Annotated in this window: 21 protein-coding genes; 10 read left to right on the plus strand and 11 right to left on the minus strand. The window is 72.2% G+C overall.

The window, feature by feature from the left end; genetic code table 11:
• Positions 1 to 44 precede the first annotated feature (44 nt).
• Together CWN80_RS01100 and dapA are read right to left on the minus strand one after the other, a co-directional pair.
• Positions 45 to 1730: a ribonuclease J gene (locus CWN80_RS01100; RefSeq protein WP_128276743.1), complete on the minus strand. Its 1686-nt coding sequence runs from the start codon at positions 1728 to 1730 to the stop codon at positions 45 to 47.
• Positions 1727 to 2623: a 4-hydroxy-tetrahydrodipicolinate synthase gene (dapA, locus tag CWN80_RS01105; RefSeq protein ID WP_040880903.1), complete on the minus strand. Its 897-nt coding sequence runs from the start codon at positions 2621 to 2623 to the stop codon at positions 1727 to 1729. The genes CWN80_RS01100 and dapA overlap by 4 nt, the downstream gene beginning before the upstream one ends.
• Positions 2624 to 2666: 43 nt before the next feature.
• Between dapA and CWN80_RS01110 the strand changes: the two genes are divergently transcribed.
• The 8 genes from CWN80_RS01110 to CWN80_RS01145 are packed head-to-tail and all read left to right on the plus strand — an operon-like array spanning position 2667 to position 8208.
• A complete protein-coding gene (locus CWN80_RS01110; RefSeq protein ID WP_007926111.1) occupies positions 2667 to 3476 on the plus strand; it encodes a thymidylate synthase in 810 nt (269 codons plus the stop codon).
• The gene (locus CWN80_RS01115) at positions 3473 to 4444 is read left to right on the plus strand and encodes a dihydrofolate reductase (RefSeq protein WP_007926110.1); all 972 of its coding nucleotides are present in this window, start codon (positions 3473 to 3475) and stop codon (positions 4442 to 4444) included. The genes CWN80_RS01110 and CWN80_RS01115 overlap by 4 nt, the downstream gene beginning before the upstream one ends.
• Positions 4445 to 4492: 48 nt before the next feature.
• Positions 4493 to 5122, plus strand: a complete 630-nt coding sequence (locus CWN80_RS01120; RefSeq protein WP_128276744.1) for a SatD family protein — start codon at positions 4493 to 4495, stop codon at positions 5120 to 5122.
• Positions 5119 to 5880 (plus strand): hypothetical protein, encoded by a 762-nt coding sequence (locus CWN80_RS01125; protein WP_040880950.1) that lies wholly within the window; start codon positions 5119 to 5121, stop codon positions 5878 to 5880. The genes CWN80_RS01120 and CWN80_RS01125 overlap by 4 nt, the downstream gene beginning before the upstream one ends.
• Before the next feature lie 21 nt (positions 5881 to 5901).
• The gene (locus CWN80_RS01130) at positions 5902 to 6624 is read left to right on the plus strand and encodes an enoyl-CoA hydratase-related protein (protein WP_007926105.1); all 723 of its coding nucleotides are present in this window, start codon (positions 5902 to 5904) and stop codon (positions 6622 to 6624) included.
• Positions 6624 to 7172, plus strand: coding sequence for a GNAT family N-acetyltransferase (locus CWN80_RS01135; RefSeq protein WP_007926103.1), 549 nt, complete (start codon positions 6624 to 6626; stop codon positions 7170 to 7172). The genes CWN80_RS01130 and CWN80_RS01135 overlap by 1 nt, the downstream gene beginning before the upstream one ends.
• Entirely contained in the window at positions 7169 to 7891 is a 723-nt protein-coding gene (locus CWN80_RS01140; RefSeq protein WP_007926100.1) for an AzlC family ABC transporter permease, read from the plus strand. The genes CWN80_RS01135 and CWN80_RS01140 overlap by 4 nt, the downstream gene beginning before the upstream one ends.
• Positions 7888 to 8208 (plus strand): AzlD domain-containing protein, encoded by a 321-nt coding sequence (locus CWN80_RS01145; RefSeq protein WP_007926098.1) that lies wholly within the window; start codon positions 7888 to 7890, stop codon positions 8206 to 8208. Before CWN80_RS01140 ends, CWN80_RS01145 begins: the two co-directional genes overlap by 4 nt.
• 29 nt (positions 8209 to 8237) lie before the next feature.
• Here CWN80_RS01145 and dapB read toward each other — a convergent pair whose 3' ends face one another.
• Positions 8238 to 8978, minus strand: coding sequence for a 4-hydroxy-tetrahydrodipicolinate reductase (gene dapB / locus CWN80_RS01150; RefSeq protein WP_040880901.1), 741 nt, complete (start codon positions 8976 to 8978; stop codon positions 8238 to 8240).
• 114 nt (positions 8979 to 9092) lie between these two features.
• Here dapB and CWN80_RS15250 point away from each other — a divergent pair, with 114 nt between their 5' ends.
• Positions 9093 to 9245: a hypothetical protein gene (locus CWN80_RS15250; RefSeq protein ID WP_156811740.1), complete on the plus strand. Its 153-nt coding sequence runs from the start codon at positions 9093 to 9095 to the stop codon at positions 9243 to 9245.
• Between the two features lie 78 nt (positions 9246 to 9323).
• On the opposite strand, the gene CWN80_RS15255 is transcribed toward CWN80_RS15250, so the two are convergent.
• The 4 genes from CWN80_RS15255 to lpdA all read right to left on the minus strand — a co-directional run bounded on the left by CWN80_RS15255 (position 9324) and on the right by lpdA (position 13996).
• Positions 9324 to 9464 (minus strand): hypothetical protein, encoded by a 141-nt coding sequence (locus tag CWN80_RS15255; protein ID WP_156811739.1) that lies wholly within the window; start codon positions 9462 to 9464, stop codon positions 9324 to 9326.
• A gap of 139 nt (positions 9465 to 9603) precedes the next feature.
• Complete coding sequence (locus CWN80_RS01155) at positions 9604 to 12030, minus strand: polyribonucleotide nucleotidyltransferase (protein WP_007926091.1); 2427 nt, start codon at positions 12028 to 12030, stop codon at positions 9604 to 9606.
• Positions 12031 to 12198: 168 nt separating this feature from the next.
• Entirely contained in the window at positions 12199 to 12468 is a 270-nt protein-coding gene (rpsO, locus tag CWN80_RS01160) for a 30S ribosomal protein S15 (RefSeq protein WP_007926089.1), read from the minus strand.
• Positions 12469 to 12598: 130 nt separating this feature from the next.
• Positions 12599 to 13996 (minus strand): dihydrolipoyl dehydrogenase, encoded by a 1398-nt coding sequence (gene lpdA, locus CWN80_RS01165; protein ID WP_128276745.1) that lies wholly within the window; start codon positions 13994 to 13996, stop codon positions 12599 to 12601.
• A 76-nt stretch (positions 13997 to 14072) separates the two neighbouring features.
• On the opposite strand from lpdA, the gene CWN80_RS15705 reads away from it, so the two are divergent.
• Positions 14073 to 14432, plus strand: coding sequence for a YbdD/YjiX family protein (locus tag CWN80_RS15705; protein WP_007926088.1), 360 nt, complete (start codon positions 14073 to 14075; stop codon positions 14430 to 14432).
• A 1-nt stretch (position 14433) separates the two neighbouring features.
• Here CWN80_RS15705 and CWN80_RS01175 read toward each other — a convergent pair whose 3' ends face one another.
• The 4 genes from CWN80_RS01175 to mreB are packed head-to-tail and all read right to left on the minus strand — an operon-like array spanning position 14434 to position 18699.
• The gene (locus tag CWN80_RS01175) at positions 14434 to 16401 is read right to left on the minus strand and encodes a peptidoglycan D,D-transpeptidase FtsI family protein (protein ID WP_128276746.1); all 1968 of its coding nucleotides are present in this window, start codon (positions 16399 to 16401) and stop codon (positions 14434 to 14436) included.
• Positions 16398 to 16886 (minus strand): rod shape-determining protein MreD, encoded by a 489-nt coding sequence (gene mreD / locus CWN80_RS01180; protein ID WP_007926086.1) that lies wholly within the window; start codon positions 16884 to 16886, stop codon positions 16398 to 16400. Before mreD ends, CWN80_RS01175 begins: the two co-directional genes overlap by 4 nt.
• On the minus strand, positions 16883 to 17653 hold the full coding sequence (mreC, locus tag CWN80_RS01185) for a rod shape-determining protein MreC (protein WP_128276747.1): 771 nt from the start codon (positions 17651 to 17653) through the stop codon (positions 16883 to 16885). The genes mreD and mreC overlap by 4 nt, the downstream gene beginning before the upstream one ends.
• Positions 17653 to 18699 (minus strand): rod shape-determining protein, encoded by a 1047-nt coding sequence (gene mreB, locus CWN80_RS01190; protein ID WP_128276748.1) that lies wholly within the window; start codon positions 18697 to 18699, stop codon positions 17653 to 17655. The genes mreC and mreB overlap by 1 nt, the downstream gene beginning before the upstream one ends.
• Position 18700: the final 1 nt, after the last annotated feature.

Below are 18700 nucleotides of genomic sequence, written 5' to 3' on the forward strand. Positions count from 1 at the left end.
GGGCGAAGGGGGACCCGGCAGGCCCCCTTCGCCCCCGGGCGGTCTCAGGCCTCGACGACCACCGGGATGATCATCGGGCGGCGACGGATCTTGCCGCCGACCCAGCCACCGACCGCGCGGCGCACGACCTGCTGCAGCTGGTGGGTATCGGTCGTGCCCTTGCGGGCGGCCTCGTCGAGGGCCGCGACGATCTTGGGCTTGACCTGGGTGAAGATCTCGTCGTCCTCGGCGAAGCCGCGGGCGGTGATCTCCGGGCCGGCGACGACCTTGCCGCTCGAGGAGTCGACGACGACCATGACGGAGATGAAGCCCTCGTCGCGCAGGATGCGGCGGTCCTTGAGCAGCTCCTCCGTGGCGCCCCCGACGCTCGAGCCGTCGACGTAGACGTAGCCGCAGGGCATGGCGCCGGCGATGCGGGCGCGACCGTCGATGAGGTCGATGACCACGCCGTCCTCGGCGAGCACGACGTGGTCGGGGTCGACGCCCGTCGCGATGGCCAGGTCGGCGTTGGCGACGAGGTGGCGCCACTCGCCGTGGACCGGCATGACATTGCGCGGCTTGACGATGTTGTAGCAGTAGAGCAGCTCGCCGGCGCTCGCGTGCCCGGAGACGTGCACCTTGGCATTGCCCTTGTGCACGACGTCGGCGCCGAGCCGCATCAGACCGTTGATGACCCGGTAGACGGCGTTTTCGTTGCCGGGGATCAGGCTCGAGGCGAGCAGCACGGTGTCGCCGTCACCGACGTCGATCCGGTGGTCGCGGTTGGCCATGCGCGACAGGGCGGCCATCGGCTCGCCCTGGCTGCCGGTGCAGATGAGCACGACCTCGTCGTCGGGGTAGTTGTCGAGCTTCTTGACGTCGACGAGCACCCCGTCGGGGACGTGCAGGTAGCCCAGGTCGGCGGCGATGCGCATGTTGCGCACCATCGAGCGCCCGACCATCGCGACCTTGCGGCCATTGCGCTCGGCCGCGTCGAGCACCTGCTGGACACGGTGCACGTGGCTGGAGAAGCAGGCGACGATGATCCGCCGGCGCGCCTTGCGGAAGACGGTGTCGATCGCCGGGCCGATCTCCCGCTCGGGCGTCGTGAAGCCCGGGACCTCGGCATTGGTCGAGTCGGTGAGGAAGAGGTCGACCCCCTCCTCGCCGACCCGGGCGAAGGCCCGCAGGTCCGTGAGGCGCCGGTCGAGCGGGAGCTGGTCCATCTTGAAGTCGCCCGTGTGCAGCAGCGTGCCGCCCTCGGTGCGCACGAAGACCGCCAGCGCGTCGGGGATCGAGTGGTTGACGGCGATGAACTCGCAGTCGAAGACGCCGAAGGACTCGCGCCCGCCCTCGCGCACGCCGAGCGTGTAGGGCTTGATCCGGTGCTCCTTGAGCTTGGCCTCGACGAGGGCCAGCGTGAGCATCGAGCCGACGAGCGGGATGTCCGGCTTGTGCTTGAGCAGGTAGGGCACGGCGCCGATGTGGTCCTCGTGGCCGTGAGTGAGGACGATCGCCTGGACGTCGTCGAGCCGGTCGAGGATGTAGTCGAAGTCCGGGAGGATCAGGTCGACGCCCGGCTGGTGGTCCTCGGGGAAGAGGACACCGCAGTCGATGATGAGCAGCTGGCCGTCGTGCTCGATGACCGCCATGTTGCGGCCGACCTCGCCGAGGCCCCCGAGCGGGATGACGCGCAGCGCCCCCTTCGCCAGCGGCGGCGGCAGCTCGAGGTCGGGGTGCGGGTGGCTCATGCGGTGGCTCCGATCCGGGAGGCGGTCAGGCCGGCGCGCAGCACCTCGAGGTGCTCGGCCGGCCCCTCGACGTAGGGCAGGCGCACGGCGGCGTGCTCGATGACACCGAGCTCGACGAGGGCGGCCTTGGCCATGATCGCGCCCTGCGAGGTCGACATCAGGGCATTGGTGACGGGGATGAGGCGGTGGTGGATCTCGCGGGCGGTCGCGAGGTCGCCGGCGTCGACGGCCTCGATCATCGCGCGGTACTCACGGCCGGCGACGTGCCCGACGACGGAGACGACGCCGTGGGCGCCCTGCGCGAGGTGCGCGAGGTTGTGCTCGTCGGCACCGGAGTACCAGAGCAGGTCGGTCGCGGCCATGACCTGCGAGGCGGCCCAGAGGTCCCCCTTCGCATCCTTGACCGCGACGATCCGCTCGTGGTCGGCGAGCGCGACGAGCGTCTCGACGGCGAAGGGGGTCGCGGTGCGCCCCGGGATGTCGTAGAGCATGACCGGCAGCTCGGCGGCGTCGGCGATGGCGCGGGTGTGCGCGAGCAGGCCCGGCTGGGTGGGCTTGTTGTAGTACGGGGAGACGACGAGCAGGCCGTCGGCGCCGGCCGCGGTGGCCTGGCCAGCCATCTCGATGGCGTGGGCGGTGTTGTTGGAGCCGACCCCCGCGGTGACGGCGAGCCGGTCACCGGCCGCCTCCTTGACCGTCTCGACCATCGCGATGCTCTCGGCGGAGCTGAGGGTCGGCGACTCGCCGGTGGTGCCGTTGACGACGACACCGTCGTGTCCGGTGGCGACGAGGTGCTCGACGACGGCGGCCACGCCCTTCGTGTCCACCGCGCCGTCAGGGGTCATGGGGGTCACCATCGCGGTGATCACCCGTCCGAAGGGGGAAGTCGTCATGCGGCTCAGCGTAGCCGTCGGTGGCGGCGTCTATCGTGGCGCCATGCGCCAGTACCTCGACCTCCTCGAGCACGTCCGCGACCACGGGGTCGTCAAGTCCGACCGGACCGGCACGGGCACCCGGAGCGTCTTCGGCCACCAGATGCGTTTCGACCTGTCGGAGGGTTTCCCCGTGCTCACGACGAAGAAGCTGCACCTGCGCTCGATCATCGGTGAGCTGCTGTGGTTCCTGCGCGGCGACACCAACGTGCGGTGGCTGCAGGAGCGCGGCATCAGCATCTGGGACGAGTGGGCCGACGAGCAGGGTGACCTCGGGCCGGTCTACGGGCACCAGTGGCGCTCCTGGCCGACGCCCGACGGGTCGACCGTCGACCAGATCGCGCAGGTCATCGAGGGGCTGCGGACCAACCCCGACAGCCGGCGGCACATCGTCTCCGCGTGGAATGTCGCCGAGGTCGGCGAGATGGCGCTGCCGCCCTGCCACACGATGTTCCAGTTCTACGTCACCCCGGCGAGCGAAGGGGGCCGCCCCCGCCTGTCGTGCCAGCTCTACCAGCGCAGCGCCGACATCTTCCTCGGCGTGCCCTTCAACATCGCCTCGTACGCGCTGCTGACGATGATGGTCGCGCAGCAGGTGGACATGGAGCCGGGCGAGTTCGTCCACACCCTCGGTGACGCGCACCTCTACCTCAACCACCTCGAGCAGACGGACCTGCAGCTGACCCGCACCCCCGGTCCGTTGCCGCGGATGGAGATCGCGCCCCGCGACTCGATCGACGCCTACGAGCTCGAGGACTTCACCCTCGTCGGCTACGAGGCCGCGCCCTCGATCAAGGCGCCGATCGCCGTATGAGCCTGCCCCGCCCCGTCCCCGAGGAGCTGCGCGGCCGGGTGCCCCTGCTCGCCGCCGCCTACGCCGTGATGACCCGGGAGGGCGACGGCGGGACCGAGGTGCTGCTCCAGCTGCGTCGCGGCACCGGATTCATGGACGGGTGGTGGGCCTGCGGGGCCGCCGGCCACGTCGAGGACGCCAGCGCCCCGAGCCAGGCCCTGGCGCGCGAGGTCGACGAGGAGCTGGGCGTGCGGGTCCTCGAGGCGACTCCCCTGACGACGGTGCAGCGCTCGACGCTCGCCGGGGTGCGCGAGCAGCGCGCCGACTTCTTCTTCCACGTCACCGCCTGGTCGGGCGAGCCGACGCTGCGCGAGCCGGACAAGGCGGCCGACCTGCGGTGGTGGCCGCTCGCGGAGCTGCCCGCGCTCGTCGTGCCGCACGAGCGGGTCGTGCTGGAGGGGCTGCGGGACGGGGGGCTGGCTCCCTTCGTCGAGCTGGGGCACGACCAGCGGCTCGTCCTCGTCGCGGCGCTCGGGGCCAACCGGGCCATCGGCGTCGACGGTGGCATGCCGTGGCACCTGCCCGAGGACCTGGCGCACTTCAAGGCGCTGACCATGGGCGGCACGATGATCATGGGGCGGCGGACCTGGGACTCGATCGGACGGGCGCTGCCGGGCCGCACGACGATCGTCGTCACCTCCGACCACGCGTGGTCGGCCCCCGGCGCGATCGTCGTCCACTCGCTCGCCGAGGCCCTCGTCGCCGCCGGCCCCGGCGAGGTGCACGTCCTCGGTGGCGGTGAGATCTACCGGCAGACGATCGACCTGGCCTCGCGGCTGGAGCTGACCGAGATCGACCGCTCGCCGGAGGCGGAGGTCTTCTTCCCCGAGGTCGATGCGCGCGTGTGGCGCGAGGTGCGCCGGGACCCGCGCGAGGGCTTCGACTTCGTCACCTACGAACGTGAACCTCATGAGTTCACCAACAGGTAGATCAACCATATCTGTTTATTTTCGTCGATATCGCTGTAGAGTGTTCACATGACCTCCGTGGCCACCCTCATCGGTGACGTCGTCGGCTCCCGCACCGCGGCCGACCGCCGTGGTCTGCACGCGCGGCTCGAGGAGGTCATCGCCACAATCAACGCGACGACCGACCCCGTGCACCCGGTGCGGATCACCGTCGGCGACGAGTTCCAGGGGGCGTGGGCCCGCCGCGGGCAGGCGGTGCACGCTGCCCTGCTGCTGCGCACCGGGCTGCTGCCGGAGGTCGAGACCCGCTACGGTCTGGGCCACGGAGAGGTCACCGCGCTCAGCGACGACGGCACCGTCCAGGACGGGCCCGGCTGGTGGCTCGCCCGCGAGGCCATCACCCTGGCCAAGGACGCCGAGAGTGCCGCCCGGGCCGACGGCCGCGTCGTGCGCACCCGGTGGCGCGAGGACTCCCCCACCGGCACCGCCCTCGACGCCGCCCTGCAGCACCGCGACCTGCTCCTGGCCGACCTCGACGAGCGCTCCCACCGACTGCTGCGGGGACTGCTGCACGGCACCAGCCAGCGGGCGCTCGCCGAGGCGGAAGACGTCTCCCCCACGGCCGTCTCGCGGCGGGTGCACCGCGACGCCCTCGACCACCTCGTCCGCCTCGACGCCGACCTCGGAGGGCTCCCGTGAGCGTCCTGTCCGTCCTGCTCATCACCATCGGTCTCGCGGACCTGCTGCGCAGCCTCGGCCCGCAGCCCTCCGACGCGCCTCGTGAGACCCGTGGCGTGCCCGCCGCCGGGGTGCTGCTGCTCGTCGTCATCGCATCCGCGACCGGCCTGCTCGCGACCTGGGGTGGCGTCGCCCTCACGGCTCTCGCGGTCGCCGGTCTCGTCGCGTGGCTCGTGTGCGCGGAGCGGGCCGACCGGGGCCGCGGTCACGCGCTGGCACTCGGTGTCTTCGCCGCGGCCGTGGGCGTTCAGCTGCTCGCCTCCGGCTGGGCGCCGCCCGTCGGCGGGTGGTTCGCCGACTGGCTGGCCTGGAGCCACCTGCCGTGGCAGCCGGCCCCCGACCGGGCGCTGCTGCTCGCCGGGCTCACCCTCGTCCAGCTCGCGACCGGCAACCGGCTCGTGCGCCTGGTGCTCGTGACGACGGGTGCCCTGCCGGCCGGACCGGTGACCGGCGGCGTCGACGGCGAGCTGCGCGGCGGGCGGCTGCTCGGCCCGCTCGAGCGCCTCTTCATCCTCGGGCTCGGCCTGGCCGGTGAGCTCACCGCCGCCGGCCTGGTCATCGCCGCCAAGGGGCTCATCCGCTGGCCCGAGCTGAGGTCGCACGCCCGCAGCGAGGACGACACCCGCGCCTCCGACATCGACAAGGTGACCGAGTACTTCCTCGTCGGCAGCTTCGTCAGCTGGCTCGTCGCGCTGGGAGGGCTGCTGCTCGCCGCCTGAGCCCCTCCGTATGCTGACGACGTGCCCATCCTCAGCGAGACCACCGACGACGTCACCGTCCTGACGATCGACCGCACCCACCGGCGGAATGCCCTCGACCTGGCGACGCTCGAGGAGCTGCACGCCGCGGTCGTGGCCGCCGTCGAGGGCGGGTCGAGGGCCCTCGTCCTGACCGGTGCCGAGGGGCACTTCTGCGCCGGCGCCGACCTCACCGAGCTCGAGGACGTCTCCTTCACCGAGCGTCTCGCGGAGGTGCTCCAGCACCTCGCCGCGGTCCCCGTGACGACAATCGCCGCGATCTCCGGCTCGTGCATGGGTCTGGGCATGCAGCTGGCCGTCGCCTGCGACATCCGCGTCGTCGACTCCCCCGCCCGCTTCGCCGTGCCCGTCGCCAAGCTCGGCCTCATGGTCGACAAGTGGACCCTCGACCGCGTGACCCGCATGTGGGGCGAGGGCGCCGCCCGCCACATGGTGCTCACCGCCGCCGTCCTCACCGACGACGACGCGTGGCGCCTCGGCTTCGCGCAGGAGCGCGGGGGCCTGGACACCGCTCTCGGGCTGGCCCACCGCACGGTGGCTCTCGCCCCGCTCACCCAGGCCGGCTCGAAGCTCGGCATGGGCGCCACCCCCGGCCCAGACGCCGACTACGCCACCGCCTTCGCCCGCGCCTGGGCCAGCGACGACCTCGCCGAAGGGCAGCGCGCCTTCGGCGAGCGCCGCTCCCCCCGGTTCGTCGGCCGCTGATGACGACCGCCGACGCCAGCGTCCGCAGCGCCACGGCCGACGACGCCACGACCGTCGGGCAGGTGCAGGCCCTCGTCTGGCAGCAGGCCTACGACGGCGTCGTGCCACCGCAGGTGCACGCCGCCTTCGACCCGCGGGCCTTCGCCGCGGCGTGGGCGGACTCCCTTCGCACACCGCCCGAAGGGGTGCACCGCCTCCTCGTCGCCTGCGCCGGCGAGCAGGTGGTCGGGTTCGTCGCCATCGGCCCCAGCCAGGACCCCGACGCCGGGCAGACCACCGGTGAGGTGACCGCCCTCGGGGTCCACCCCGGGCACCGGCGCCAGGGTCACGGCTCCCGCCTGGTCAACGCTGCCGTCGACATCCTGCGCGAGGCCGGCGCCGAGCACGTCGCGACCTGGAGCCTCGTCGAGCACGAGGCCCTGCGCGGCTTCCTCACCGGCGCCGGGCTCGTGCCCGACGGCGCCTACCGCGACCGCGTCATCTCCCCCGACGGCGACACCGCCCGGGAGGTCCGACTCGTCGCGGCCCTCACGGACGAGACGCCGTGAGCGCGGCCCCCTTCGCCGCCGAGCACGCCGCCGCCCGCCGCCAAGGACTGTCCGTCGGGCTGGCGACCGGCGTCTACGGCGTGAGCTTCGGGGCCCTCGGCATCGCCGCCGGGCTCGACGTGTGGCAGACCGTCGCGCTGTCCCTGCTGCTCTTCACCGGCGGCTCGCAGTTCGCCCTCGTCGGCATCATCGCCTCCGGCGGCAGTTCGGTCACCGCCGTCGCGACCTCCACCCTCCTCGGCATCCGCAACGGGCTCTACGGGCTCCAGCTCGCCCGCGTGCTGCGGCTGCTCGGGTGGCGCAGGGCGGCCGCCGCCCACCTGACGATCGACGAGTCGACCGCCGTCGCCCTCGCCCAGGAGCAGCCCGAGGTGCAGCGCACCGGCTTCTGGGCCGCCGGGCTGGGCGTCTACGCCTTCTGGAACCTGTCGACCCTCGTCGGCGCGCTCGTCGGCAATGCCATCGGCGACCCGCGCGTGTGGGGCCTGGACGCCGCCGCTGCTGCCGCCTTCGTCGCGCTCATCTGGCCCCGGCTCAAGGACCGCACCGGACAGGTGACGGCCGCCCTGGCCGCCGCCATCGCCCTCATCAGCTTCGCCCCGATGCCGGCCGGCGTGCCCGTGCTCCTCGCCGCCATCGCGGCGATCGTCATCGGACTGGCCTCCGCCGGGCCGAGCAGCGCCCACGACATCGAGCAACCGGAAGGAGACCTGCTGTGAGCGCCACCAGCCTGTGGGTCTGCGTGCTCGCCGCGTGCGTGCTCGGCTTCGTGACGAAGTACGTCGGCTACCTCGTGCCCGAGTCCCTCGTCGACGGTCGGCGCCGGTCCCGGATCATCGGGCTGCTCCCGGTCGCCCTGCTCGCCGGCCTGCTCGTGACGCAGACCGTCGGCGGCAACGACGGCATCGTCGTCGACGCCCGTCTGGCCGCCGTCGCGCTGGCCGTCGTGCTGCTGTGGGTGCGGGCCAACTTCGTCATCGTCGTCTTCGCCGCCGCCGCGCTGGCCGCGGGCCTGCGCGCCCTCGGCTGGGGCTGACCGCGCCGACGCCGCGGGACACGCCCCGGTCAGAGACCGAGGACGTGCTCCAGACCGACCGTGACGCCGGGGTGCTTGGCGACCTCGCGCACCCCCGTGAGGACACCGGGCATGAAGGAGACCCGGTCGAAGGAGTCGTGGCGGAGCGTCAGCGTCTCGCCCTCGTTGCCCAGGAGCACCTCCTGGTGCGCCACGAGCCCGCGCAGACGCACGGCGTGGACCGGCACACCCTCGACGCTCGCACCGCGCGCGCCGTCCGGGTCGTCGGTCGTCGCGTCCGGGACCGGACCGAGCCCGGCCTCCGCCCGGGAGGCGGCAATGAGCTCAGCCGTGCGGGTGGCGGTGCCGCTCGGGGCGTCGACCTTGCGCGGGTGGTGCAGCTCGACGACCTCGACCGACTCGTAGAAGCGCGCCGCCTGCTTGGCGAACTGCATCATCAGCACCGCGCCGATGGCGAAGTTGGGGGCGATGAGCACGCCCACTCCCCCCTTCGCCTCGACCTCGGTGCGCAGCTGCGCCGCCCGCTCGTCCGTCCAGCCGGAGGTGCCGACGACGACGTGGACGCCGCGCTCGACGCAGTGGCGCACATTGCGCTCGCTGGCGGACAGGACGGTGAACTCGACGACGACGTCGGCGCCCCCGAGATCGCCCAGGTCGTCGCCCTCGTCGAAGCGGCCGACGAGCTCGAGGTCGTCCGCACCCTCGACCGCCTCGCAGGCCGTCGCACCCATGCGCCCTTCGGCGCCGATCACTGCCACCTTCGTCGTCATGGGCACAGCCTACGAAGCCGGGCGACACGCGCTCGACCGGGCAGCGTGTTCACCTTCCGTTCACTTTGGTGCTAGGGTCGTACATGAACAGAAAGTGAACAGGAGGTGTCCGCAATGACCGTTACCACCCTCAAGAAGACCGAGACGACTCGACCCGCCCCGAAGCTGACCTGCACCTGGGTCGCCGTGCGTGGAGAGGACGGCCGGACCCGCATGGAGATGCGCTGGATCGACGAGACCCGTCGCACCGCGCGTCACGCTGCCTGACCGAGCCACCGCTCCCCCGCACCAGGAAGCCCCCGACACCGCACGGTGCCGGGGGCTTCCTCATGATGCCTGCGCCCATCACCCGGACGGCGGGACGTCGAGGACGCGCTCGACCTCGCTGCCGGTGACGCTCGGGGCGCCCGAGTGCGGGACGAGGATCGCCCCCACGACGACGAGCACGAGTGCGATGACCCCGATGAGCAGGCGCACGGCCTTCATGGTTCCCCCTGGTGTGTGGCGTGTGTCCGGATCACCGTAGGAGAGGGTCGCGCGGCTCGCCGGTCGACCGTCCACAGGCACGACGAAGGGGGCCGACCCTCCCGGAGGAGAGCCGGCCCCCTTGCGGAGACCCCAGTGGTCAGTCGTCCTGCGCGTCGCCCGACTCGTCGGAGCCGGAGCCCTCGCCGGAGTCCGCGGAGTCGTTGTCGCCGCGGCGGCGACGACGGCGACCGCCCTCGCGGCCACCCTCACGACCACCGTCGCGACCGCCCTCGCGGCCACCCTCACGACCGCCCTCACGGCGACCGCCACGACCACCCTCGTCATCGCCCTTCGAGTCGGCGGCCAGGGCGGCCTCCTGCTCGGGGGTGAGGACGGCGGCGAGGCTCAGCTTGCCGCGGGGGTCGATCTCCTTGAGCTCGACCTGGACCTTCTGGCCGATGGCGACGACGTCCTCGACGGCGTCGATCCGCTTGCCACCGACGAGCTTGCGCACCTCGGAGATGTGCAGCAGGCCGTCCTTGCCCGGCGTCAGCGAGATGAAGGCGCCGAAGGTCGTGGTCTTGACGACGGTGCCGAGGAAGCGCTCGCCGACCTCGGGCATCTGCGGGTTGGCGATCGCGTTGATCGCGTTGCGCGCGGCGTCGGCGGACGGGCCGTCGACCGCACCGATGAAGACGGTGCCGTCGTCCTCGATGCTGATGTCGGCGCCGGTGTCCTCCTGGATCTGCTTGATCATCTTGCCCTTCGGGCCGATGACCTCGCCGATCTTGTCGACGGGCACGTTGACCGTGATGATCCGCGGAGCGGTCGGAGCCATCTCGTCCGGGGCGTCGATGGCCTCGTTCATGACGTCGAGGATGTGCATCCGCGCGTCACGAGCCTGGGTCAGCGCGCCGGCCAGGACCGAGGCGGGGATGCCGTCGAGCTTGGTGTCGAGCTGGATCGCGGTGACGAACTCGCGGGTACCGGCGACCTTGAAGTCCATGTCGCCGAAGGCGTCCTCGGCGCCGAGGATATCGGTCATCGCCGCGTAGCGGGTCTCACCGTCGACCTCGTCGGAGACCAGACCCATCGCGATGCCGGCGACGGCGGCGCGCAGCGGCACACCGGCGTTGAGCAGCGACATCGTCGAGGCGCACACGGAGCCCATCGAGGTCGAGCCGTTGGACCCGAGGGCCTCGGAGACCTGACGGATCGCGTACGGGAACTCCTCGCGGGAGGGCAGCACCGGCAGGAGCGCACGCTCGGCGAGCGCACCGTGGCCGATCTCGCGGCGCTTCGGGCTGCCCACGCGGCCGGTCTCACCGGTCGAGTAGGGCGGGAAGTTGTAGTTGTGCATGTAGCGCTTGCGCGTGACCGGGCTCAGCGAGTCGATCTGCTGCTCCATCTTGAGCATGTTGAGCGTGGTGACACCCATGATCTGGGTCTCGCCGCGCTCGAAGAGCGCCGAGCCGTGCACGCGCGGCAGGACCTCGACCTCGGCGCCCAGGGCGCGGATGTCGGCGAGGCCACGGCCGTCGATGCGGACCTTGTCGCGCAGGATGCGCTGGCGGACCTGCGCCTTCTGCACGGAGCGGAAGGCCGCGGACAGCTCCTTGTCACGGCCGAAGAACTCACCGGGAGCCTCCTCGGTCCCGGCGAGGGAGGCCTTCATGGCGTCCTTGATCTCGTCGAGGCGCGACTCGCGCTCCTGCTTGCCGGCGATGGTCAGCGCGGTGGCGAGGTCACCGGAGGTGGCGGCCTCGACGGCGGCGTAGGCGTCGTCCTCGTAGTCGAGGAAGATCGGGAACTCCTGGACCGGCTTGGCGGCCTTGGCAGCCAGGTCGGCCTGCGCGTCGCAGAGCGTCTTGATGAACTGCTTGGAGGCCTCGAGGCCCTCGGCGACGACCTCTTCGGTCGGGGCGGTCTTGCCCTGGGTCTTCACGAGGTCCCAGGTCGACTCGGTGGACTCGGCCTCGACCATCATGATCGCGACGTCACCGCCGTCGACAACGCGGCCGGCGACGACCATGTCGAAGGTCGAGCGCTCGATGTCGCTGAAATTCGGGAAGGCGACCCACTGGCCGTCGATGAGCGAGACGCGGACGGCACCGATCGGGCCCGAGAAGGGCAGCCCGGAGATCTGGGTCGACGCCGACGCGGCGTTGATCGCGAGCACGTCGTACTGGTGGTCGGGGTGGACCGACAGCACCGAGATGACGACCTGGACCTCGTTGCGCAGACCCTTGCGGAAGGTCGGGCGCAGCGGGCGGTCGATGAGCCGGCAGGTGAGGATGGCGTCCGTGCTGGGACGGCCCTCACGGCGGAAGAAGCTGCCGGGGATGCGACCCGCGGCATACATGCGCTCCTCCACGTCCACCGTCAGCGGGAAGAAGTCGAAGTGGTCCTTGGGGGTCTTGCCGGCCGTCGTGGTCGACAGGAGCATGGTCTCGCCGTCGAGGTAGGCGGCGACGGCGCCGCCGGCCTGCTTGGCGAGGCGGCCGGTCTCGAACCGGATGGTGCGGGTGCCGAACTGGCCGTTGTCGATCGTGGCCTCGGCGAACTGGATCTCAGGACCCTCCATCGGGTCCTCCTTTTCTCTCTACTACCGGGAGCATCGTCGTTGTGCCCCGGTCAGGTCTTCGGTCTGGACGATCTTCGGTTGTCACTCTTCAGTTGTGCCGGAGGGAGGATCCCCCCGGATACGCGAAGAAGCGGCCCCCAGGGACGGGAACCGCTCTTCACGAAGCTATTATCGGCGAAGGCCGAGGCGCTTGATCAGCGCACGGTAGCGCTCGATGTCGGTGCTCTCCAGGTAGCGGAGGAGCCGACGGCGCTTGCCGACGAGGAGCAGCAGACCACGACGGCTGTGGTGGTCGTGCTTGTGCTCACGAGCGTGCTCGGTGAGGTCCTTGATGCGCTGGGTGAGGAGCGCGACCTGGACCTCCGGGGAGCCGGTGTCGCCCTCGACGGTGCCGTACTCGGCCATGATCTGCTTCTTGACTTCAGCGGTCAGCGGCATGCTGCGACACTGCTCCATTCTTGGTTCGTTGCGCGGCGCGCCCGGGCTGGTTCACCGGGGCTCTGTGGATCCGCGGCCGATTCTCACGGCAACCGTTGAAGGTTAGCAGCGGCCTCCCCTTCGTCCCTAATCAGAAGTTGATCATGTGGCCGGCGATGCCCTCGACGGCCTCCTTGACCGCCTCGGACAGCGTCGGGTGCGCGAAGACGTTGCGGGCGACCTCGTCGGCGGTGAGGTCCCACTTCTGCGCGAGGGTGAGGACCGGGAGCAGCTCGGTGACGTCGGGGCCGATCATGTGGGCGCCGATGATCTCGTTGTGCTCCGCGTCGGCGACGACCTTGACGAAGCCCACCGCGTCGCCCAGACCCATGGCCTTGCCGTTGGCGGTGAAGGGGAAGGTCGCGGTCTTGACGTCGAAGCCCTTGTCCTTCGCCTGCTCCTCGGAGTAGCCGAAGGAGCCGATCTGCGGGTGGCAGTAGGTCGCGCGCGGGATGAAGTCGTAGTCGACCGGCATGGTCTCGGCACCGCTCATGTGCTCCGCGGCGACGACGCCCTGGGCCTCGGCGACGTGGGCGAGCATCATCTTCGCGGTGCAGTCACCGATGGCGTAGACGTTGTCGACGTTGGTGCGGCAGTACTCGTCGATCGCGATGGCGCCGCGCTCGGTGAGCTCGACCCCGATCGACTCCAGGCCGTAGCCCTGGGTGCGCGGGGCGAAGCCGATGGCGGACAGGAGGCGGTCGGCCTCGAGGACCTGGGCGTCGCCCCCCTTCGCCGGGGTGACGGTGACCTTGACGCCGGAGCCGGTGTCCTCGACGGACTCGACCTTGGTGCTCGTCATGACCTTGACGCCGAGCTTCTTGTAGTGCTTGGCCAGCTCCTTGGACACGTCGGCGTCCTCGGTCGGGACCATCCGGTCGAGGAACTCGACGATGGTGACGTCGACGCCGAAGTTCTTGAGCACGTAGGCGAACTCGACGCCGATGGCGCCGGAGCCGGCGATGATGATCGAGCCGGGCAGGTTGTCGCCGAGGATCTGCTCCTCGTAGGTGACGACGTTCTTGCTCACCTCGACGCCCGGGAGCATGCGGGTGGTCGCGCCGGCGGCGATGATCAGCTTGTCGAAGGAGACCGTCTTGGTCTCGCCGTCGTTGAGCGCCACGTCGACGGTGTTGGCGGAGGTGATCGTGCCCCAGCCGTCGATCTCGGTGATCTTGTTCTTCTTCATGAGGAAGTGGACGCCCTTGACGATGCCAGCGCTCACCTGGCGGGAGCGGGCGTGCGTCGGGCCGAAGGACATCGTGGCGTCGCCCTCGATGCCGAACTTCTTCTTGTCATGGGTCAGGGTGTGCGCCAGCTCGGCGTTCTTGATGAGCGCCTTGCTCGGGATGCAGCCCACGTTGAGGCAGACACCGCCCCAGTACTTCTTCTCGATCACCGCGACCTTGTGGCCGAGCTGCGCGGCGCGGATCGCCGCCACATAGCCACCGGGTCCAGCACCGAGCACAACGACGTCGAAATCAGCCATGTCCGACAGCCTAGCCACTGGTCGGTCAGGTTCCGACACGTAGTCCAGATCACATCGCGGTGAGCCGAGGAGTCACATGACCGAGCACGTCGAGACGGGACCCCTCGTCGAGGAGCGCGACGGCGTCGAGCGGGTCCGCACCGACCCCGACCGACCTCCGGTCGCCGTCCGGGCACCGCACCTCGTGACGGGAAGGGAGAAGCTCGTCTTCGCCCTCATCGCGGCCGCGCGGGTGACCGCGGCGACGGGCACTCCCTTCGACGTCGTGCGGCGGATGGGCCGCTTCGTGTCCGGGGTGACCGGGGCCGACCGCTACGAGCGGTACGTCGAGCACCTCCGGCGGGTCCACCCTGACCGGCCGGTGCCGTCGCGCGCGGACTTCTGGCGGGAGCACTACGCCTGGCAGGAGCGCAACCCGGGCACGCGCTGCTGCTGAGTCAGTCGTCGACGCCCGCGAGGTCCTCGTGGATCGCGCGGGCGATCGGCGCGGCCGTCCCGCCGCCCGTGCCGCCCTGGGAGACGACGACCGCGACGACGTAGCGGGGCCGAGTCGTCGGCGCGTACGAGACGAACCACGCCGTGTCCTCCTTGCCGTAGACTTCGGCCGTCCCGGTCTTGCCGGCGACCGGCCACTGCCGCAGCGGGAAGCCGGCGAAGGCCGACCGGGCGGTGCCGCCGGGCCGGTCCACGACGTCGCCGAGGGCGGTGCGCAGCAGGCTGCCGGACTCCCCCGGCAGGTCGACCTCGCGCGTCGCGGGCGCGTCGAGCCGGGTGCGCCGGCCGTCGGGGGCGATCGTCGCCCGACCGAGGTGGGGGCTCGGCTCGGTGCCACCGGTGGCGATCGTGCCGTAGACCCGGGCCATCTGCAGCAGCGTGGCAGTGACGTCGCCCTGCCCGATCGACAGGTTGACCTCGTCGCCGGGGCGGAACTGGTAGCCGCTGCGGCAGTTGTCCCGCTCGAGGGCGGTCAGGTAGGCCCGCTCGGTGCGGTCCTCGACCTCGGGGTGGCCGCGCTTCGCAGCGCGGCAGGAGGCGTCCTTCGTCGTGCGCCACCACTCGCGCTTCCACTCCCGGTCGGGGATGCGGCCGCTGGACTCCGCCGGCAGGTCGATGCCGGTCGGGGCGCCGAGCCCGAGGTCGCGGGCGGTGCTGATCAGGGGGTCGCCGGCGTCGTCGCCCGAGAGACCGCCCTGGTCGCGCCAGACCCGGTCGGCGACCCGGTAGAAGACCGTGTCGCACGAGACCTTGATCGCCTCGCGCCAGCTGATCATGCCGTAGGCCCGTGACTCGAAGTTGTTGAAGGTCCGCCCCCCGGTGCGGTACGACGACGAGCAGTTGACCTCGTCGTCGAGGTCGGTGCCGGCGGCGACCGCGCCGGGCAGCGTCACCGCCTTGAAGGTCGAGGCCGGCGGCTGCGCCACCCCGGTGACCCGGTCGATGAGCGGGCTGCCCTCCCCCGACGTCAGCCGGTCGTACTGGGTCTGGGTCACCCCCTGGGACCAGACCGAGGGGTCGTAGGTGGGCACGCTCGCCGAGGCGACGACCCCGCCGTCACGCAGGTCGAGGGCGACCGCGGCCGCGGTGTCGGCGCGGTGGCCCCGGTCGCGGGCATCGGCCACCCCGTCGGCGAGGGCCCGCTCGGTCGTGCGCTGCACGTCGAGGTCGAGGGTCGTCACGAGGTCGGAGCCCGCGACCGGCTCCTCCCGGTCGGTCTCCTCGACCGGCACGCCACGGGCGTCGACGCGCACGTCGCTGTGGCCCGGGGTGCCTCGGAGCAGCTCGTCGTACTGCAGCTCCAGGCCGGCGGCGCCGACGAGACCACCGTCGTCCCCCTCCGACCGGGTGAGGTAGCCGGTCGTCTGCGGAGCGCCACCGCCGGCCGCGCGGGGGTAGGCCCGCACCGGCTGGTTGGTCACGGTGACGCCCGGGTAGAGCTCCGGTCGCTCGGTGAGCGTCGCCGCGGCCTGCGGGTCGACGTCGACGGCGAGCGGCACGGGCACGAGGGCGGAGCCGGCCCAGCAGTCCGGCGGGTCGGCGGCTCCGGGCGCACCGCACAGGGTCGTGCGGCCCCACATGCGGTCGAAGGGGAGGTCCAGCGCCTGCGCGAGGCGGCGCACCGTGGCTCGGCCACCGTCGTCGGCGTCGGCCAGAGCGCGTCGGTCGATCGTCACGTCGGTGCGCACCGCATTGTCGACGAGCGGCCGACCCTCGCGGTCGAGGATGCGGCCGCGCAGGGCCGGCAGGGTGACGCGGGAGGTGCCGGGACCGCTCGCGCCGTCGGCGCCTGCCGGGTGGTCGGTCAGCTGCAGCTGACCGAGGCGACCGATGAGGACACCGGCGAGCAGGGTGAGCACGGCGAGGGAGGCGAGCATCCGCGCCTGCATCCGCGGGGCGCGAGGCTTCATGCCCACCGCCGCTGCACGAGGGTGGCCTCGACGCGCTCGACGAGGGTCACGAGGACCAGGCCGATCGTCGCGGTGGCGATGACCTGCCAGGCGAGGGCGCCCCAGGCGACCGGGCGCGCGCTGCCGAGGTCGACGAGCGCCGGCGCGGCACGGGTGACGAGGCAGGCGCCGACGACGACCGGCAGGGACCACCACCAGGGGTGCCCGGCACGACGGTGCGCGTAGCCGGCGAGCCACCCGGCCGCCGCGTACCCGAGGGCGGAGAGACCGAGGGGGACCCCGACGGGTGGCGCGAGATCCACGAGCCACCCGCCGACGAGGCCGGTGAGCGCACCGGCTCCCGAGCCCGCGGCGAGGGCGACGCCGACGACGACGAGGACGACGAGGTCGGGTGGGGTGACGACGCCGCGCGCGCCCAGGGCGAGCACGGCGACGAGCGCCAGGGCCAGCAGGACCAGACGCACCGGCCACCGCAGACCGGTCACGACGAGCCGCCCGCGGCTCGCCCGGGTCCGGTGACGACGGCGACGACGTCGACGGTCGCCAGGTCGACGGCGGGCTCGACGACGGCCGTGTCGGTCAGCTGGCCGGGGGCCCGTTCCACCCGGGTCACCGTGCCGACCGGGACACCCGGCGGGTAGGGCCGCTGGCCGGGGCTGCCGAGGGTGACGACCTCGTCGCCCTCGCGGGCCCGGTCCCGGGTCAGCTGGGTGATGACGAGCTCGTCCGCGGCGTGGGTCGTCGTGGGGTGCGACCCCGACAGGGTGCCGATGACCCCCTTCGCGCCCGTGCGGACGCCGACGGAGGAGTCGGCACCGATGACCTCGACGTCGCTCGTCCACTCCCCCACGGACACGACGCGACCGACGAGACCATCCGGGGCGATGACCGCGCTGTCGGCGCGCACACCGTCGCGCCGGCCGACGTCGACGGTGACCCGCTCGGGGCCGGAGGCGCCCGCGCGGTCGAGGGCGACGACTCGGGCCGTGACGGACTCGAGGTCGGGGTCGAGGCGCTCGAGCTCGTCGCCCACGCCCTCGCGGTCCTCGAGGCGGCGTACCTGCTCGTCGAGGCGCAGGTTGTCCTGCTCGAGCCGGTCGGTCTCGTCCGGCCCCGGCGCGACGAGGCGCTCGACCGGCCCGAGCACCTGGTCTCCGACGCCGCGCAGCGGCCCGAGGGGCGCCCCCGCGAGGTCGGCCAGGAGCACGAGGGCCGTGAGCACCAGCAGCACCGGCAGGACTCGGCGACGCATCAGAAGCGATGACCGTCGACGAGCACGGGCTGCAGGGCGGCGAAGTCGTCGACGCACCGGCCCGCGCCGCGCACGACGGCCCGCAGAGGTGTCTCGGCCACGGTCACCGGCACACCGAGCTCGTGGCGCAGGCGGGCGTCGATGCCGCGCAGCAGGGCGCCGCCCCCGGTGAGGGTGATGCCGCGCTGGAGGATGTCACCGGCCAGCTCCGGCGGGCAGCGGTCGAGCACGTCACGCACGAGGGAGACGATCTGCCCGACCGGTGCGGCGATGGCCCGGCGGATCTCCGCGGAGCCGACGTCGACGGTCTTGGGCAGACCCGTCACGAGGTCGCGACCACGCACCCGGGTGCTCACCTCGCGGGCGAGGGGGAAGGCGGAGCCGACCTCGACCTTGATGTGCTCGGCGCTGCGCTCCCCGAGGAGCAGCGAGAGGTGACGGCGGACGTGGTCGACGATCGCGTCGTCGAGGGCGTCACCGGCGACGCGGGTGCTGCGCGAGGCGACGATGCCGCCGAGGGCGATGACGGCGACGTCGGTCGAGCCACCGCCGATGTCGACGACCATCGAGGCCTCGGTGTCGGTCACCGGCAGGCCGGCGCCGATGGCGGCGACCATCGGCTCCTCGACGAGGTAGACGCGTCGGGCGCCGACCCGCAGCGCGGCCTCCTCGACCGCGCGCCGCTCCACCCCGGTGACATCGCTCGGGATGCACACGACCATGCGGGGTCGGAAGACGCTGGAGACCCCGACGCGGTCGGTGAACCAGCGCAGCATCGCCTCCGCGGCGTCCGGCTCGCTGATGACGCCGGCCCGCAGCGGTCGCACGGCACGCAGGGCGCCCGGGGTGCGCCCGAGCATCTCCTTGGCCCGGCCACCGGCCGCGGCGAGACCGCCGGTCTCGACGCTCAGCGCCACGACGCTCGGCTCGTCGAGCACGACGCCGCGACCCTGCTGGTGGATGAGGGTGTTGGCCGTCCCGAGGTCGATCGCCAGGTCGCGGGCCAGGGTCGGGAGAGCTCGGCGTCCTCGTCGGGCTCCAGTCACG

This window comes from Janibacter hoylei PVAS-1 (assembly GCF_004025845.1).
Lineage (GTDB): Bacteria > Actinomycetota > Actinomycetes > Actinomycetales > Dermatophilaceae > Janibacter > Janibacter hoylei.

Coding starts and splice junctions, on each gene's coding strand:
- CWN80_RS01100 (WP_128276743.1), bottom strand. CDS start 1,730: ATGAGCCACCCGCACCCCGACCTCGAGCTGCCGCCGCCGCTGGCGAAG.
- dapA (WP_040880903.1), bottom strand. CDS start 2,623: ATGACGACTTCCCCCTTCGGACGGGTGATCACCGCGATGGTGACCCCC.
- CWN80_RS01110 (WP_007926111.1), top strand. CDS start 2,667: ATGCGCCAGTACCTCGACCTCCTCGAGCACGTCCGCGACCACGGGGTC.
- CWN80_RS01115 (WP_007926110.1), top strand. CDS start 3,473: ATGAGCCTGCCCCGCCCCGTCCCCGAGGAGCTGCGCGGCCGGGTGCCC.
- CWN80_RS01120 (WP_128276744.1), top strand. CDS start 4,493: ATGACCTCCGTGGCCACCCTCATCGGTGACGTCGTCGGCTCCCGCACC.
- CWN80_RS01135 (WP_007926103.1), top strand. CDS start 6,624: ATGACGACCGCCGACGCCAGCGTCCGCAGCGCCACGGCCGACGACGCC.
- dapB (WP_040880901.1), bottom strand. CDS start 8,978: ATGACGACGAAGGTGGCAGTGATCGGCGCCGAAGGGCGCATGGGTGCG.
- CWN80_RS15250 (WP_156811740.1), top strand. CDS start 9,093: ATGACCGTTACCACCCTCAAGAAGACCGAGACGACTCGACCCGCCCCG.
- CWN80_RS15255 (WP_156811739.1), bottom strand. CDS start 9,464: ATGAAGGCCGTGCGCCTGCTCATCGGGGTCATCGCACTCGTGCTCGTC.
- CWN80_RS01155 (WP_007926091.1), bottom strand. CDS start 12,030: ATGGAGGGTCCTGAGATCCAGTTCGCCGAGGCCACGATCGACAACGGC.
- rpsO (WP_007926089.1), bottom strand. CDS start 12,468: ATGCCGCTGACCGCTGAAGTCAAGAAGCAGATCATGGCCGAGTACGGC.
- lpdA (WP_128276745.1), bottom strand. CDS start 13,996: ATGGCTGATTTCGACGTCGTTGTGCTCGGTGCTGGACCCGGTGGCTAT.
- CWN80_RS15705 (WP_007926088.1), top strand. CDS start 14,073: ATGACCGAGCACGTCGAGACGGGACCCCTCGTCGAGGAGCGCGACGGC.
- CWN80_RS01175 (WP_128276746.1), bottom strand. CDS start 16,401: ATGAAGCCTCGCGCCCCGCGGATGCAGGCGCGGATGCTCGCCTCCCTC.
- mreC (WP_128276747.1), bottom strand. CDS start 17,653: ATGCGTCGCCGAGTCCTGCCGGTGCTGCTGGTGCTCACGGCCCTCGTG.